Below are 15,347 nucleotides of genomic sequence, written 5' to 3' on the forward strand. Positions count from 1 at the left end.
TTTATCTCACTTGAGCGTTGCCATGATCAAAGTAGCATTTCCAATTGAGGCTCTCCCGGAGTTGGGTACAGTTTCCAACCCCGCGGTGCTATATGATGGAAACGACGCGTATGTTTGCTACGAAACTTCAGATCGTACTGGCGGCGGCAATGTTGTTCTTAAATTTGGTGGGGTAATCGATTTTCGTATGACGCCGATGACTGCAGAAGGCCTGCGAGAATGCCGATATCCGATTAAACCATGGGCTTTCAATGAAGTGTTTGGCGGTGAGGAAACCATGCGTTGGAGGGCGCTTGATCCGAGGTTTTGGTTGATATCCTTTAATGAAGTTACAATCGAAATCATTTTCGAGACAGTCTCTATCATAACTCACGATGGAGAAGGTTGTACTCCCAAAGACACACTACTACACACTTTGACAGCATAAAAAGTTCTTCATTATGCCCGGTGCCTCATTTTCGGTACCGCCTCCGAGACCGCCGATAGGCGACGGCAGCAGGCTGCGAGGACGACCCTGATATAAACTGACGATGGGCCAGCAGGCATCACCACTCAAGGCGAAAGTGGCCTCTGAGCAGCAACGGAATAGAAAATCCACACAAGCTATAGCCCAATTCGCCCGGAGCCGAGGGTCTTTAGATACAGCCTAATCGCCGTGATCATCGAGAAGGCGCGAAATTGTACTTCGGCCGAGATCGCTCATAACTGGATTCGTTTCTCGGTAGTACCAGACTAGGCCCATAGCTTGCTGGAACGCCCATGCCGCGCCACGTCGCCATTCCAGTTCATCAGCTTGTAAGGCTTGACGGAAGATCGCCCGGGTGTCGCGACCAAGTAGATGCCATCCAACGACAAGATCGAGCGATGGATCAGCAGGGCCGAAGCCGCCAGTGTCGAGAACTCCAACCAGGTGCTCTCCACCCACCAAAAGATTTGCCGGAATGAGATCTTTGTGGCTCATTAGCTCGTGCCTTGGAGATGGCAATTTTCGATAGTCCTTCCACATGTGCCGGAGGCGACCCACGTCAAGCAGATTTTCGCTCTTGAAGAAACACAGTTCCATCCAATCGTCATGCTCGGAAAGATTTCCGCCGCGGCCTCTTCCGTCGAATGTACGCCCTTTTAAATCTGCCGCGCGAAGGGAAGTTATAAGTCGGACAAGGTCGAGCGCAAACGTGGATGAACTGCTCAATCCGATCGGTGTAGCAATTTGTCCCTCTATCCATGTCTGTACGAGCCAGGGTAATGGATAAACTGAGTTTGGCCGGCCTATGCCGATGGGCTTCGGGCTTGGGAAGAGGCAATACTCGTTGAATTCAGCGCTGGCCTTCACCTCTGTCTCTAGCAGGCTTATACACCCGGCGGGATCCATCATTCGCAACGGGAAACGTGCCGCATATTTGGAGCCGATGCGGAAAATTGCATTGACCGTACCCACGGACTCCATGGCGACAATGTCCTCACCTTTAAACTGAGGAAACTGATGGTAGATCATGTCGCGCACGACCGCCGCTTCGATGTTCACCTGGTCGCTATGCATCGATCGCGCCCGTAAGGGCTCCCTGGTTTGTATTGTAGGTAAATAACCGACTTTAGTGTCGGTCGGAACTCGGTGCTAATGGTGATAACGAGGTTAGTTCGCCTCTCCAACAAACTCCTAGTTCCAACAAAGGTGGACTTCATGGCGCTACATCCAGATATCCGACATTTTTGCATCCTTCTCGAAGAGCTGGAGGCCTTACTGAATAGAACCGATAGTGATTTTTGGGCAAAGAAGATTGCTCAATGTAGGATAGCGGGCGGAAAATTCCGACGCATGGGGTGTTCACACGTTTCTCAGCCTGTTCGGCGGTATGGGGTCGTTTAATGATTTAATCCTTCAGCAAAACCTGGTCATGCTCGTGCCAGAAAATGAAAAGCTTAATACATTGAGGTCTCAAGCTTGGAAACTCGGGAAAGAACTCGCTACAGAAATATGATAATTTCAATTCCAATGAAGGCGGCAGGCAGAATGTTACAAGCGGGTTTTGACATTGACTGGCTGGTTGAGCATGGGTTCGCATCTGACATATTAAAGATGTTGCAGGGTGAGAACGAATATGCAGATCTGGACGCTTTTGAGAGCTTGGATCGGCATTCTCACCATCTTCGTCTTATGACAGTGCAGCACCTTGAATTTATCATTGACCATGGGGATCAAAAAGAACCTGTGAAAGTGGGTCGAAAAATAATATCACCGCATCCGGAATATTTCATGGCATGGAAACTCGCCTGTTGTCCTGGAATATCCTTGCACCAGCTTAGTCGCCTGCTTGAATCAAAGCGCCCAATCCCAGTTCAAATGTGAACATGAAGCTTGTGAAGGTCAGGTAACAAATGATGACAAGACGAGCATTTTCTTATGCCCTCATGGCCTTACTGCTGGTGACCATGCCAGCCCTCAGTCAAGAAATGACCAAGAAAGATTACGTGGACCTTCCTGCCCGATCATGGAAGCATTTTCGGTGTGGAGCGCTATACGGATACGGTAATGGCTACAATCCGCTCGGACAGTTCTTTACGCAGAAAGGATATTTGCTTGGTAAGCAATATTACAAAGCGCTAAACGACGGGACTATAACTATCATGGATTTGACCTTGGATATGCCTGCCGCGTTCAATCTGGATGCGGTCATGATTATGTCACCAGATATTGATCCGCCAATCGATTTCAAAATGGGCCGTGTCTCTGTGCGGGCTGAAACCGCAATATTCGAGTTGATTGAAACCAATGACAATAAAGGACGCATTGATTTTGCCAAAACTAGCGAAAAAGCCAAGAGCCTGATTGAAGGAGAAAAGTGTGATTACGATGACTTGAAACTCCCCCCTCAAATGCTGAATCGATTTCGTTAACATTGAGGTTTGGTCACTGTTCCAGAAAAGGCGAGATTGTAAGCGGCTGCTGAGAGAGGGTTTTTTTTAAGCAATGTCAGATCGCAAATTGCCGACGTCACAAAATAAACTCTATCACCTCGTGGTCATTGCGCACTCCATACTTCTTGCCTCACTGTCGGCGATAGCTGGCAGCGCTCTATCGCAATCAAAAAATGAATCGCAGGCCATATTCGCTTCGTCTTTCATCTTTGACAAAGCCGTGGTCGTGTTGCCCGCTTTGATGTTTGTTCTGGTCGCATCCAGTTTAATCGAGATAGTCGGCAGTACAAAAAACAACTACGTCCGTGAACTGCGATCGTCCGTTCGAAGGAGATTGCAAAACGACAAGTCTACCCTCGAATACAACACAGCCGAATCCGGAGCATTTTTTGCCATCTTCCTGTTGGCGCTACTTATCATTTTCGTGGTCCTGCAGATAGGAATGACAAGCATCGCGGCATTCAATGTCATGCTCATCGGAACTGTGCTGTTGCTCTTCTCCTTTATCGCCATTCGGCTGGTCAGGGCCACAAATTACAGTCTGTTACGCTCAACGTTTTACGCGATACCGATCGGCCTTGTTCTGGGATATTTCGCGTAATCGGGGATCGCCAAAGCAAAGATCATCCACATCAACGATTCCCGAGAGCAAACCATCAGGAGCGATGATGACATTCCTTGGAGTCGTGTCATGCAGGAATGGTGTGGCCTCTCGCCAACAAGATCGATCGTATTGCGTGGAAGCTTATGAGTGTTGAGACGCACCGGCAGGGAGAAAGACAGACACAGGCAACAAAAGAGATTGGCCATCACGGCCAACCACATTTACGTGACGGATGGCGTCATCGTTTTCGATTATCACGGCTACTCTTCTCGTGACCGTCTTTTGGGACATCATAGGAAAGGATGGTCGTCGCAAAGTCGGTTGGGACTGATGCTCCGCAAGCTTATGGAAGAAGTTCGCCATAGTCATGCATATATTCACCGGGAGTAAACCCGCCTATAAACTGTGGCCATACTTTTCCTGGCCAGATGTAATCCACCCGTCCTTCAACTGGACGATAGACCGCCGTATATGCTGGAGCAGTGCTGACCGACATTCTGCTGTGGTCGATGGCTCTTTCAGTCCTTGCCCCGAATACCAGTTTGCAGCGGCATCGCGCCCTGCAATGAAACGGGTCAGCCAATCCTCACCAAGCTTTTCTTCACGCACGGCTACAAGGTGCTTCTGCATGTTGACTGTGCCTTATGGAGGAACGAGCAAATGCCGTTGATATCAGGACGGAAAAACGTCGAGAGATGATCTCCGGTACTCGAAAGAAAAGGAAGCCGATTGGTGAGCGCAAATGTTTGCATTGGGCCGTGATAGGGACCATCTTGTCCGCCCCAGAGCAAGACGGGGTAGCCGGCTTTCAGCACTGCCTGTTGCTCATCTTGGATCTGTCGGAGCGCTATTAAATCTCAATGGCTTATACTTATCGCAAGATAGATCAGCGTGGCAATCACACATTTCCTCGCGGGTCACGTCAGGCGGCACGGTATCGCTGTGGTGGAATCTTGAAACCATCGGAGCGCGGCGCTACACTTCTAAGGTGCTGCTGCGCGTGAGGTGTATTACAGATTGTACCAGCTAGACGGGAGAACGAGTTGGAGAGGGAGGTCACCAGAAAACGCGTCGCGCTGTACACATTCGGGATCTTCCGTGCTCCTGCTGCCGATCCAAGAAACCAGGGCTTTCACGATAGAAACGATTTGAATTTCGTTGCAGCCGAAAGCAGTGAAGGGTTCATTGCCCGATCTGGATATGATGATGAACCCGGCCCTGAAAGTTGGGGCAAGCAGGTCTACCCGCGCTTCTATAAAGAGAAAGGGGATGGCTGGTCTCCTTCTTCTCTTTCACTTTGGCGGGATCTCATCTCACCGATGGCCTTTTCATACGCTGGGATACATTCCGAAGCTCTCAAGCATGGCCGTAGCTGGTTCCTTAAACCAGAATGGCCTCCCTATGTGGCTTGGTGGGAAGAGGAGACGCACACTCCCACCTGGGCTGAAGCAATTCAGCGGCATGAATATTTACATGATCACGGCCCAACCGCCTGGGCGTTCGATTTCAAGCAGCCATTTGATGAAAGTGGACAGCGGACAGTCCTGAACCGCGAAAAGTTGAAGCAATATGTTGAAAACAATCAAGCACGGCAGGCTCTGCTAAGTCTTGGCCAGTGACACCAAATTGATGCGAATTTTCATGGTGATCCTCATGTTGTTTACCGCAAACCCTGCCCTTTGTGAAACCTATGCTGGCGACCGCATAGTTATCATTGACGGCGACACTATCGCTCTGCCTTGCAATCCTGCCAACGGTTACAAGCGCGGTTGTGCAGAAAAAATACGTCTTCTTGATATTGATGCGCCGGAGACTTCCAAGCCATCATGCGAGAAAGAATTGACCACCGGCCTAGCTGCAAAAGAACGTCTCCGCGAGCTGGTGGAGAAAGAAACAATTGCAGTCGAACGCAGCGGGCGGAAAGACCAATATCGCCGCTCTCTTGCTCGCCTGAAATTTGAAGATGGGTCTGACATTGGCTCCATCCTTATAGCCGAAAATCTAGCTCTACCTTATAGGGCGGGGGCAGCAGCCAAACTCAGCCGCACACAACATTGGTGTGCTCAAGGAATGATTTTTCGGTGAGCCCCCTGAAATCGGGAGAATGCAAACAGCCATGTAGTGCTTAACAAGGCAAATCTTCGCCAGACTCAATCGCCTTTTCCAGCACCAATGCATCGACAGCGCGCTGCAGTTCATGCAGACCCCAACCAGCCTTGATTGCATCTTGGTAGACAGCAAGCATATCTTTCGATGTAACCCTGTCGAGAAACCGATCCTTCAATGCCTCACGGCATTCCAGTTCCCGTTGCTTCTCGTTTTCGTATGAAAATCTAGGGGATGCGATACTCATGGCACTCACTCCTACGAAAACGACTCAATGCCGAGGGAGCGAATCAGTTCCCATCTCTCTTCATCAGAGTGTCAAGCTTCCATGATCACGCTCTGTATGGGCACTGTAGAATTACACAGTAGAAGATTTCGAAAACACCTGTCCTAATGGTGTCATCAAAACCGAGCGCGATACTAGAGGACGTCATGATTTTGTTTACGTACACGTCGGATCATTCGGATGCCGAAAGCCGCTAGAAAGAAGACGGCATCGGGAACGAATTTTTTGCCAGTTTTGAAGAGGCGCGGCAAGTGGTCCTTGATCTACGGAAGGACGTCGCGGAGGATCCAGAAGAGGATTTGAGGCCGATCCACATCGAGCGGATCGAAATTCTGCCAGTGGCCGGCAAAAACGTTCTCACGCTACTTAACCAGGGAATTGGGCCTCTTGTCCGTAACCACGAGATCATAGAAACTATTGACTGACGATGATATCTACGTCGCGTATGGTTCAGCCACCACAGATTTCGTCATTGGATGGGTCGAGTGGAGCCCTTCGCGAACAGTTCGTTTAGCTCGTCTCTGATCTTTGCGAACATACCCTTCTTCGCGCGCAATGGCACATAGACACAGCGTTGCCCCTCTTTGTTCGTCACTTGTATCGATTTGGGAAAGTTGTCGCTTTCCTGGCCCCCATGCACCAGAATTTCGATAACGAGGCCTCGACCATCATCTTCCGGGATGCTTTTCTCATTCATATTGAATCTCCGGGCTTGGTTGCACTCAACGGTCACTCGATCATATCATGTGCGAAAGTAGCAATGAATGCTTGGAGCCCAGTCGCCCGGCCTCCTTGGCGACTACCCGTTCAGCCGAATTACGCTATTATGTATCGAGTGCGAACTGTATGGCATACGTGGGGAGGGGGACTTGAAGAGATTTATCCTGATTATCGTTGTGGCGGTTATATGTCTCGGCGGTGCTGTCTGGTATCTCTTTGCTTCTAACGTGAGAGACCTAGCTGATGCTCGAGTCGCTTTGGAAAAGAAAGACTATGCCGAAGCTCTGCGTCTTCTCACGCCGCTCGCAGAAAACGGCGTAGCGCAAGCTCAGGTTAATCTCGGATACATGTACGAAAGCGGGCTCGGTGTGGATGTAAACGTCGATATGGCGGTGGATCTTTATCGAAAGGCCGCAAATAATGACAATACCGTTGCTCAGTTTAATTTAGGCTTGCTTTATGAAACTGGTCAGGGGGTGCCAGTTGATTGGAGCCAAGCCTTATATTGGTATCGATTGGCCACTGATGGCAATCATCCGCTTGCTCAACACAAGCTCGGTGCGGCCTATGACGCTGGACTTGGGGTGGCAAAGAATGATGCTACTGCCTTCAACTGGTATGAAAAGGCGGCGAACGGCGGCGTGCCGGAATCGATGTACAACGTTGCAAGCCTGTATCTTAGTGGTCGGGGTGTGACTAAAGACGACGCCAAGGCTTATGCGTGGTTTGAAAAATGTGCAGCATTATTTTTGGCAAACTGCCAAAACGCTCTAGGTCTCATGCACCACGACGGGCGATCAGTACCCGTCGATTATAAACGTGCATTGGAACTGTTTGAGAAAGCGGCCAATCAAGGCGACGCATTCGCTCAATACAATATAGGTGGGGTCTATTATAGAGGCGACGGTGTTGAACAAAGCATCAGCAAAGCTGCCGAATGGTTCAAGAAGGCTGCTGCAAATGGTCATGTGTCATCCCAGCGTCTCTTGGACCAAATGACAGAGGCGGGTCTGCTTGTGAAGGGATAACCGAGCCACTCAGCACCTATGGTTTGCATCCCGATGCGACGGGTCCTCAGGCTTAGGGGTTTCAGGTATCAGGCTTCTTCTTTGATTTCGACAAATAGATTGACGGACTGCGCTACGTTTTGATCACCGGCAAGGACGTTGTCAGCGCCATTTTTTATTGCGCACTTCACGCCAGACGAGCCAAGTAATTGGATAATTTTTTGCATTTTTAGAGAACAAGCTATCGCGCGCAAATATGGGCCACCCCATTGTAAGTAAGAGACTAACAATACTGAATGGAAATAACCCGATCATAACGAAACCAAGAACGTTGAAAAGCAATTCAATCCAATGTGGGATGTCGTGTCGTCCAGAAAAGTGAAGTGCAAGGCCAGCCGTCGTAATGAATAGAAAAACAAAAATTGCAAGGCAAACTAGATTTGCAAACTTGGTCATACCTATTGCCCCCAGCGGTTGTAAATACTTATAGCAGAAAAGATTTCGGCCTTGATACGGCCGGCACGGCTTCGAACTGTCACCATCACGACCCATCGCCCTCAAATGCTGTCTCGTTGTAAGCAGGATCGTTCGCAGCCGCATTGGTATAGAGAACGTGTAACTCGCCTTCAGTTTCATCCGGAACGCCAGTGAAAATGTAAATCTCGCCAAGTTGAGGATGATTTGCCCGGGTGGCCTCAAAAGGAAATTCAGTCGGATCGGCAGACTCCGCGATGGTCATATTCTCCACAATTTGCTCGCCGTGCGATACGACATTGAAAGAACCGGGCAGTTCATCAACGTCAGTCATATTCGCTTCGACTTCTGCCATGTAATCTTCATCGAAATAGCTCTCGATGCTGTAGGTTTTCCCACGAAATCTGACTTTCCAAGGCATGGCGCTTCTCCTTTTGCTCCGGTCATCGCAGAATGTGCGAAATGACAATATCTGCAAATATGAAGGTGACGACGATTGATCCTAATTGAACACCGCCAATCATTCCATGCACCTGAGTACTGGCAATGAAGCCCACAGACTGATTGGGAAGCAACCCCGGCGGAGCGTAACGCTTGTATGAATCAACACGTCTGACCAGCTTGTCATAGTTCCTATTGATATACAGCATCAGGCAGGTTGCTGTAGCGAGGAATATGAGTACTAGATTCAGAACAAAGGATGGGTTTGTATATTCGATCAGCCATCCCTTGAGCGTCGGGGGTAGGGTACGGTGCATTTGCAAGTCCCGTGTTGGCTTCGATCATCCATGGGTACACAACCCGCGGATAACAGCAGTTTTTGCGGAAGCATCCGCGCTGTAAAAGCGCTTGCAAATTTCCTTTGAACGACCACCTGCCAAGGAGAGTTTGGAGATCACTGGCAGAACACCAACAATACCGACGTAAATTTGAAGCGGAGTAGTATGGCCTGATACTATCAGACGGTAGATTGCCGTAGTCGACTCACGTATCTTCCTGATTATGGCAAAACGCTCCCGCTCTTATGATCAGCCGACCATTAAAAAGCTCTTTGCGCTAAGTGGGAACAGGTGCGCTTTTCCGGATTGCTCCAATCCCGTAATACAACCTGGGAAGGAAGGCGCAGACGCTATTGTACTGGGTGCAATTTCTCATATTTCTGCAGCTAGTGACCATGGCCCGCGTGCAAATTCAAAGCTCACTGTCAAGCAACGGAACTCTGTTGAGAATCTGATAATTCTTTGTCCGACACACCATGCGATTGTTGATGGTCAGCATGAGGCTTATCCAGAATCCGTACTGAAACAATGGAAGTACACGCGCGAAAACGGGCTGCAGACCAATGTCCGGTCGCCGTTGCCGGTTCCCGTTAGGATTATAGACGGGGAACTTGATCGAGAGCTGCGCGCTCTTAAACAGAGCAGGTTTTTTCAAGGTTTCAACGGGGCCCTTGTAGCTGAAGAATTAGCCGAACGAGTCCAAGCAGGTGATCTCAGCAGCGCTTCAGATCCGTTGAAAGCCACGGCGTTGTCCTGGTGTGCTCGCGTTCTTTCCAGCGCTAAGCGCGAGGATGCCCAACGCATATTAGACCACATTCCATCTGCTAACCGCGGGGATGAATGGGCGATCGCGCAAGCATTTGTCACCGGAGCGCAAGATCAATGGCAAGCGGCTCTCAATCAGCTTTCAATGATTGAAACACCGGAAGCCAGAACGGCAGCGTTTTTCATTGTATGCTTATATGCAAAAACAATTGATCCTATCGCCTGGTTGAATGCCGCCGGTTATGAATTTAGCGGTCTGGATTCAGACGGAAAATATCTCTTCCTCAGTAAATGCTTAGACCAAAACCTTATGGATGATGGACTGCGTGCGGTCGAAATTCTGGGGATGGCAGACTATGAAACGACTCCGGCAATCTATTTTTTTGCGGCTCTGCTTCACTTACTCCATATAGTCCCAAATGATTTCCGTATTTTGGTCCAAGGACAGCTGCCGTTTGAACTTGACAGTTTTCCTATGCTGTCAACCGACGAGGCTCTAAGACATCTTGAAACTGCCCAAACACTTTTTACAGAGTTTTCGGTCATTGCTAATAAATTTGATATGCTCAAAGCCGCAGAAATTTCTTCCGGCTATGCTCTCTGGCTCGAGCTCCGAAATCCTCGCACGTATGCGTCCGGGATCGAAAAACTTCGCGATAGTATGGAAAACCCGCAGAATTCGCTCCGCCTTGTGAATTTCGCTCTGAGGTTCGGTTTGCAATTGGACTTAACCGCTATATCGGAGGAGATTGACAGGCAAACCGCTTTGACCGGGGGATTGTCATTCGATGCAGCTTTTGCGCGCTTCACGTTGGCATTTTCCCAGAAAAGTGAACGTGACGTCGCCGCATACATTGATCGTCACCGTGACCAATTATTACAGCACATCAACTCAGTCTCCGTCGCGCGGATCGAAATTGAAATGCTTGCCCGTGACGGTCAGTCACTCGCAGCTAAGAGCAAGCTCAAAAGCTTGGAAGAGGAGGGCATAGACGAAGCAACCAAATTGGAGCTGAAACGCGTCATTGCTGAATCTGAAGGGGCCGACGCCGTAGAAGCCCGCCTACAGGAATATGCCACCAATCCCTCACTTAATTCTCTGAACAATCTCGTGTTAATCCTGGAGAGACGTGGCGATTGGGAGAAAATGGCCGAGTATTCGGCAATTATGTTCGAACAAGTTCCTTCTCAAATGTCAGCGGAAAAGCTGGCGCATGCTCTCAACGAAAGAAAGGATTCAGCATCCCTGAACAAGATGCTGCAGCGTCATCCAGAATTTATTGAACATTCTCACTACCTAAAGTCGTTGTGGGCGGTATCCCTTTATAACGATGGAAAACTGCAGGAAGCAGCTCGACTCGTTCAGGAAACCCGTTCCGAACATGACAATTCGAACCTTCGCCAGTTGTGGATTAACATCGGTATAACATCCGGCGACTGGGAATCCTTGAATTCATTCCTGGAAGTTGAATGGCTTCAAATTGACCACCGTTCCCCAGAGGAGATCGTCGGATTGGCTCAGTTGTCCCATGCCTTGCAATCTGGCCGCAGCAAGGATTTGTTGCGCCAAGCTGTCGTGAAATCCGAACGTAACCCGCGTATTCTGATGAGCGCTTACTCCTTGGCTAGTTCGGCTGGCTGGGAAACTGATGCAGAAGCATCGGGTTGGCTGAGGGACGCCATTGCAAATTCTTCGGACACCGGACCTATTCAAAAGATATCGCTTAAGGAAATGATCGATCGGCAGCCGGATTGGGAAAAACGGGAAGCGGATGTATGGAGTCAGCTAAAGAAAGGTGAGCTTCCGATATTCGGTGCCGCAAAATCAATCAACAGAAACCTTTGCGACCTTTATCTGTTGCCGGCTCTTGCAAATTTGCAGGAGCCAGATCCGAGAAGACGCGCCAACATCTACGCCTATAGTGCTGCTCGGCCGCGCCTTCGACCGGAAATGAACAAAATTGCTTTCGACGCCACTTCGCTGCTTACATTGACCATATGTGATGTCGTCTCTCTTGTTTTCAACGCGTTTGACGAGATCTGGATACCTCACACAACTCTTTGGTGGCTGTTCGATGAATCCCAAAGAATTAATTTCCACCAACCAAGCCGGGTAGCCGAAGCGACCAAGCTCCGATCATTGCTACAGACCGATAGCCTAGTTCGATTTCAACCTACTGCCACGGTAGACCCCGATCTTGCCATTGATGCAGGTTACATCTTGGCTTCACTCCTCGCAGAAGCTGAAAAGGATTCCCTCGAGAGTGGCAAGCAATGCTTTGTAGTCCATTCCTACCCAGTTCACCGCGTGGGAACGTTGATGGATGAAACCGTTGATATGGGTTCTGCGTCTCTATATTTCTGCAGTTGTGGAGCGGTAATCGATAAATTGTGGGACAAGGGAGTGCTAACAAAGAGTGAAGCACGCGACGCTCGCAACTACTTGGCCGCTCATGAACAGCGTTGGCCCGATGAACAATTGATCGCCGATGATAGCAGACTTTATCTGGACGATCTGGCTTGTACATATCTTCAAACAGTGGGCGTTCTCGATAAGTTAAAGCTTGCTGGGCTAACGGTCATGGTCTCACCCAGCGAAACTAAAGAAGTGAACGTCCTGCTGAACTATCAGAACCTGGCTTTAGAAGCGCAGAGTGCAATTGATGGCCTCCGTAAGGCGCTCGCGCAAGGCATAAAGTCAGGGAAAGTTAAAATTGGTCCACTACCTGATACTGATCTTAATGACTCTGGGATGTGGCGCAGCCACCCGACAGTATCAGTTCTGGATGTCGCTCGTTTCGCTGACGCAGTAGTGGTTGATGATCGTTTCCTCAATCAACATGCTAAAATTGGCGAGAAGCAAGAAACCAAACCGCTGATCACAACACTCGATTTGTTTGATGTCCTCGTCGCAAAAGGTGAAATGAAATCAGAATTTTTGCTTGATTTGCGGACAAGGTTGAGAAGAGCGAATTTCATGTTCGTTCCAGTCGACGTTGACGAATTGAACTCTCATCTTGCGACGACCCGCAGTATCGATGGTAAAATCGTAGAAACAGGCGATCTAAAGGCAATTAGAGAGTCCATATTGGCGACGCGAATGTCCGCGGCACTACAACTGCCCCAAGAGTCAAACTGGTTGATTGATGTACAACGATGTTTTTCTCAGGCTTTGCAGGCCCAGTGGAATCTCAAAGAAGGTACTGATCCCAAGCCCTTCTCTAACTGGCTTCTTCCATTCATTGATGTCAGAGGTTGGAGGCAGAATTCACAGACTTCGAAACCTCTTTCAGAAGAGGGCCTCGTAACCCTTGCTTTATCTTTATTGAAGCCCGCCACTCGACTGGACGACGAAAGTTACTGGGCATGGCTCGACGAGATGGTTCTGCTGCCGATCCAAGAAGAAGCGCCTCAACTTTTTGAACGAATATTGACTGCTGTTGAGCATAGCCTGGAATACTTGGCTACGAGGAACGAAGCCCGTGACGAAGAACTGCCCAACACAACCAAAAGCGCTTTAGTCGCCTGGATGCTGAGAGATTTTTACCCTTCGTCCATAAGGAGTGCATTACTCGAAAGTAAAGCGTTTGTTGCGAAATATGGATTTGAGATAGACAGCAGTATTCGCTTCGCTGGTACCGACATATCGATCAACAAGTCTGTACTTTACAGCACCTTGAGAGATATTCTTTCTGGAAAAGCTCCAGTGCCACTGCGCGACAGTCACGCGGAAGAGTGGACCCCTCAGATCGTTGACGAACAGACGGGCAAGGTAGTTCTCGTCAACGGCAGGAAGAGGCTGGTTTTGCCTGAGTTTTGGATGTTTTTGCCTGATGGGGCAGCAAGGTTGGACAATTTCGAACGAACGGTCAAAGACAACAATTTTGACCCTTCCAAGATCAATGTTTGGAGCGAAAAATTGTCTGGCCCAGAATTGGCAGACAACGATGTTGATGAACTATTCAATCAGATAAAGATGACGCCTTCGCATGTATCTGCGCGGATTAGGTCTGAGATAAATGACGACGGGAGTTCTCCCTTGGAATCTCTGGTTCCGCCCGATAGTCGCTACTTTCATAATTTAGCGGGCGTATGTGATTGTGACCATGATTTAGCAGGCTTCGTTGCAAGCTCGGCGCAGAAACATATAGGACAGCTAATCGGTTGGGATCACCGGAAAGGTCTGAAACAGGCGCTGCTGCTTTCGTCTCATTCCTCACTTGTTGCTTTGATCGACATAAGAAATTTCACGGTCAACGAGTTGTTGAACGTGTACGAAGACTTGATCCAAGGCGACCGATATTCTCAGCTCGGAGCCATAGAACTCGGACTTTCCCATCTTCAGCGCTTTCCGGAATTGGAACTCCCAATAACCCGGTTAGTGCAAGAAATTGTCGCAGACGATATCACTGCCGACACCAGCCGTTTCGCCTTGTTTTCATCGCTTTCCGTTCTTGTTGACGGTCAAGTTTCACGATTAAAAATTCTAGAGGCGGAGCCTCCCTTCTGGCGTCGTCTGGCATCGATGGCCCAAGCCTCGATGATTGAACGGTGTCTCGGCCACTCTATGATCGACGTGCCAACGTTTGTTAAATGGGCACATGGTTGCAGCGGAAAGCAGTTTTACTTTCAAACGCTTTGTGACCTGCGCTTGGAACCAAAATGGTTTCCTGATTTCATCTCACCTCACCAATTGAAGCAGGAATTTTTGGGAAGGATTTTCAGCGCCGCAGAGAACAATAGCAAAAATCTAATTTCGGCAGAGTTTCGTGAACTATTTTTGGGGACAGGACCAGAAAGTATAAGGAGCCAAATCAAATTCCCGTACGCGTTTTTCCCTGGTCCGTTGGAAGGCGGGTCTTTGAAGAAGATCGAACCGCCTAGTGATATAGCCGAGATGATTGACACGGAACTCGCCGCTGATGACATAAATGGGCAAACGTTCACTTCGCTGATAAATTCAGTATTGGTTTTCGAGATTAATAAACGGTTCGCAGATCAGGCTGCACTGGCTCTCCGACGAGCAAAACACTATGTCAAGAAAAGCGGCGACGGCGAGAACCTTTTCGCTCTGGTAAGTGGCCTGGCCACAGTTTCGGCGGTAGCACGAAGCCCTGAACTCGCTGAAGAGTTACGTATTCTGGTAAGACGATTGAGGGCCGCCGGCGCTATCAAGTGGCCTGCCGAGAATACGTTTAGACTCGCCATGATAGCTGCGGCAGCAAATAGCGACCTCAGTCATTGGTGTAACAGTGTCGCTGACTGGGTAACGGAACTTGCCTTCACAGATCTGCCAAACCAAGAATTGCGTACTTTGCACCGAGACATCAAAGTACTTTGTGATATCGTGCCAGAACTGTGGGGGACTTTGGGCCGGGCAGAGGCCGCAGTGGCATCTGTACAGCCGGGTTGATGACGCCGACAGAGCTTGCCTGCGGAGCGTCGATGATGAACAGCTTATTCATTTTTATCTTCATCATTGCCACCCACGAGCAGTCTAACAACTCAAATATTCTTGCTGCTTCAAAATGAGCCGAATAATCGGCAAAGCCTGTGGCAAGCGAGATAGTAGGTCGAGCATACCCGACCTACTCGAGATCGGGCACATCTTTTCGACAGACCCTTAGACAATGGCCGCGCGAGTGTCTTCCGCGACAGCAGCCCTCAGCCGACGGGCGAGTTTGATCCGG

At 49.3% G+C, this 15,347-nt stretch carries 16 protein-coding genes; 9 read left to right on the forward strand and 7 right to left on the reverse strand.

The annotated features are described in order from the left end of the window. Positions 1 to 22: 22 nt before the first annotated feature. Entirely contained in the window at positions 23 to 427 is a 405-nt protein-coding gene (locus tag ACYJL1_RS09785; RefSeq protein ID WP_460895235.1) for a hypothetical protein, read from the forward strand. Between the two features lie 219 nt (positions 428 to 646). On the opposite strand, the gene ACYJL1_RS09790 is transcribed toward ACYJL1_RS09785, so the two are convergent. Next, entirely contained in the window at positions 647 to 1,540 is an 894-nt protein-coding gene (locus tag ACYJL1_RS09790; RefSeq protein ID WP_460895236.1) for an aminoglycoside phosphotransferase family protein, read from the reverse strand. Between the two features lie 301 nt (positions 1,541 to 1,841). On the opposite strand from ACYJL1_RS09790, the gene ACYJL1_RS09795 reads away from it, so the two are divergent. The 4 genes from ACYJL1_RS09795 (at position 1,842) to ACYJL1_RS09810 (ending at position 3,517) form a co-directional block, all read left to right on the forward strand. Continuing rightward, positions 1,842 to 1,979, forward strand: coding sequence for a DUF6966 domain-containing protein (locus tag ACYJL1_RS09795; protein ID WP_460897998.1), 138 nt, complete (start codon positions 1,842 to 1,844; stop codon positions 1,977 to 1,979). 32 nt (positions 1,980 to 2,011) lie between these two features. Then, positions 2,012 to 2,347, forward strand: coding sequence for a hypothetical protein (locus ACYJL1_RS09800; RefSeq protein WP_460895237.1), 336 nt, complete (start codon positions 2,012 to 2,014; stop codon positions 2,345 to 2,347). 29 nt (positions 2,348 to 2,376) lie between these two features. Beyond that, on the forward strand, positions 2,377 to 2,895 hold the full coding sequence (locus tag ACYJL1_RS09805; protein WP_460895238.1) for a hypothetical protein: 519 nt from the start codon (positions 2,377 to 2,379) through the stop codon (positions 2,893 to 2,895). Between the two features lie 463 nt (positions 2,896 to 3,358). Beyond that, a complete protein-coding gene (locus ACYJL1_RS09810; RefSeq protein WP_460895239.1) occupies positions 3,359 to 3,517 on the forward strand; it encodes a hypothetical protein in 159 nt (52 codons plus the stop codon). Between the two features lie 399 nt (positions 3,518 to 3,916). Here the strand turns inward: ACYJL1_RS09810 and ACYJL1_RS09815 are convergent, their stop codons facing one another. Then, positions 3,917 to 4,150 (reverse strand): hypothetical protein, encoded by a 234-nt coding sequence (locus ACYJL1_RS09815; RefSeq protein ID WP_460895240.1) that lies wholly within the window; start codon positions 4,148 to 4,150, stop codon positions 3,917 to 3,919. 413 nt (positions 4,151 to 4,563) lie between these two features. Here ACYJL1_RS09815 and ACYJL1_RS09820 point away from each other — a divergent pair, with 413 nt between their 5' ends. Next, entirely contained in the window at positions 4,564 to 5,139 is a 576-nt protein-coding gene (locus ACYJL1_RS09820) for a DUF3291 domain-containing protein (protein WP_460895241.1), read from the forward strand. A gap of 34 nt (positions 5,140 to 5,173) precedes the next feature. Next, positions 5,174 to 5,605, forward strand: coding sequence for a thermonuclease family protein (locus tag ACYJL1_RS09825; protein WP_460895242.1), 432 nt, complete (start codon positions 5,174 to 5,176; stop codon positions 5,603 to 5,605). A gap of 40 nt (positions 5,606 to 5,645) precedes the next feature. Here ACYJL1_RS09825 and ACYJL1_RS09830 read toward each other — a convergent pair whose 3' ends face one another. Both ACYJL1_RS09830 and ACYJL1_RS09835 read right to left on the reverse strand, forming a co-directional pair. After that, the gene (locus tag ACYJL1_RS09830; protein ID WP_460895243.1) at positions 5,646 to 5,873 is read right to left on the reverse strand and encodes a hypothetical protein; all 228 of its coding nucleotides are present in this window, start codon (positions 5,871 to 5,873) and stop codon (positions 5,646 to 5,648) included. A 508-nt stretch (positions 5,874 to 6,381) separates the two neighbouring features. Then, on the reverse strand, positions 6,382 to 6,609 hold the full coding sequence (locus tag ACYJL1_RS09835; protein ID WP_460895244.1) for a hypothetical protein: 228 nt from the start codon (positions 6,607 to 6,609) through the stop codon (positions 6,382 to 6,384). A 172-nt stretch (positions 6,610 to 6,781) separates the two neighbouring features. Between ACYJL1_RS09835 and ACYJL1_RS09840 the strand changes: the two genes are divergently transcribed. Continuing rightward, positions 6,782 to 7,660 (forward strand): tetratricopeptide repeat protein, encoded by an 879-nt coding sequence (locus tag ACYJL1_RS09840; RefSeq protein ID WP_460895245.1) that lies wholly within the window; start codon positions 6,782 to 6,784, stop codon positions 7,658 to 7,660. 141 nt (positions 7,661 to 7,801) lie between these two features. On the opposite strand, the gene ACYJL1_RS09845 is transcribed toward ACYJL1_RS09840, so the two are convergent. The 3 genes from ACYJL1_RS09845 to ACYJL1_RS09855 all read right to left on the reverse strand — a co-directional run bounded on the left by ACYJL1_RS09845 (position 7,802) and on the right by ACYJL1_RS09855 (position 8,871). Next, the gene (locus ACYJL1_RS09845) at positions 7,802 to 8,095 is read right to left on the reverse strand and encodes a hypothetical protein (protein WP_460895246.1); all 294 of its coding nucleotides are present in this window, start codon (positions 8,093 to 8,095) and stop codon (positions 7,802 to 7,804) included. Positions 8,096 to 8,180: 85 nt separating this feature from the next. Continuing rightward, positions 8,181 to 8,534: a hypothetical protein gene (locus ACYJL1_RS09850; RefSeq protein ID WP_460895247.1), complete on the reverse strand. Its 354-nt coding sequence runs from the start codon at positions 8,532 to 8,534 to the stop codon at positions 8,181 to 8,183. Positions 8,535 to 8,556: 22 nt separating this feature from the next. Further along, positions 8,557 to 8,871 (reverse strand): hypothetical protein, encoded by a 315-nt coding sequence (locus ACYJL1_RS09855; RefSeq protein ID WP_460895248.1) that lies wholly within the window; start codon positions 8,869 to 8,871, stop codon positions 8,557 to 8,559. A 244-nt stretch (positions 8,872 to 9,115) separates the two neighbouring features. Here ACYJL1_RS09855 and ACYJL1_RS09860 point away from each other — a divergent pair, with 244 nt between their 5' ends. Further along, entirely contained in the window at positions 9,116 to 15,070 is a 5,955-nt protein-coding gene (locus ACYJL1_RS09860) for a tetratricopeptide repeat protein (protein ID WP_460895249.1), read from the forward strand. Positions 15,071 to 15,347 lie beyond the last annotated feature (277 nt).

The sequence above is a fragment of the Phyllobacterium sp. K27 genome (assembly GCF_054796155.1).

Bases quoted from the DNA above. Each gene is read 5' to 3' on its own strand.
- ACYJL1_RS09785 (WP_460895235.1), top strand. From the start codon at position 23: ATGATCAAAGTAGCATTTCCAATTGAGGCTCTCCCGGAGTTGGGTACA.
- ACYJL1_RS09790 (WP_460895236.1), bottom strand. From the start codon at position 1,540: ATGCATAGCGACCAGGTGAACATCGAAGCGGCGGTCGTGCGCGACATG.
- ACYJL1_RS09800 (WP_460895237.1), top strand. From the start codon at position 2,012: ATGTTACAAGCGGGTTTTGACATTGACTGGCTGGTTGAGCATGGGTTC.
- ACYJL1_RS09805 (WP_460895238.1), top strand. From the start codon at position 2,377: ATGATGACAAGACGAGCATTTTCTTATGCCCTCATGGCCTTACTGCTG.
- ACYJL1_RS09810 (WP_460895239.1), top strand. From the start codon at position 3,359: ATGACAAGCATCGCGGCATTCAATGTCATGCTCATCGGAACTGTGCTG.
- ACYJL1_RS09815 (WP_460895240.1), bottom strand. From the start codon at position 4,150: ATGCAGAAGCACCTTGTAGCCGTGCGTGAAGAAAAGCTTGGTGAGGAT.
- ACYJL1_RS09825 (WP_460895242.1), top strand. From the start codon at position 5,174: ATGTTGTTTACCGCAAACCCTGCCCTTTGTGAAACCTATGCTGGCGAC.
- ACYJL1_RS09830 (WP_460895243.1), bottom strand. From the start codon at position 5,873: ATGAGTATCGCATCCCCTAGATTTTCATACGAAAACGAGAAGCAACGG.
- ACYJL1_RS09835 (WP_460895244.1), bottom strand. From the start codon at position 6,609: ATGAATGAGAAAAGCATCCCGGAAGATGATGGTCGAGGCCTCGTTATC.
- ACYJL1_RS09845 (WP_460895246.1), bottom strand. From the start codon at position 8,095: ATGACCAAGTTTGCAAATCTAGTTTGCCTTGCAATTTTTGTTTTTCTA.
- ACYJL1_RS09850 (WP_460895247.1), bottom strand. From the start codon at position 8,534: ATGCCTTGGAAAGTCAGATTTCGTGGGAAAACCTACAGCATCGAGAGC.
- ACYJL1_RS09855 (WP_460895248.1), bottom strand. From the start codon at position 8,871: ATGCACCGTACCCTACCCCCGACGCTCAAGGGATGGCTGATCGAATAT.
- ACYJL1_RS09860 (WP_460895249.1), top strand. From the start codon at position 9,116: ATGGCAAAACGCTCCCGCTCTTATGATCAGCCGACCATTAAAAAGCTC.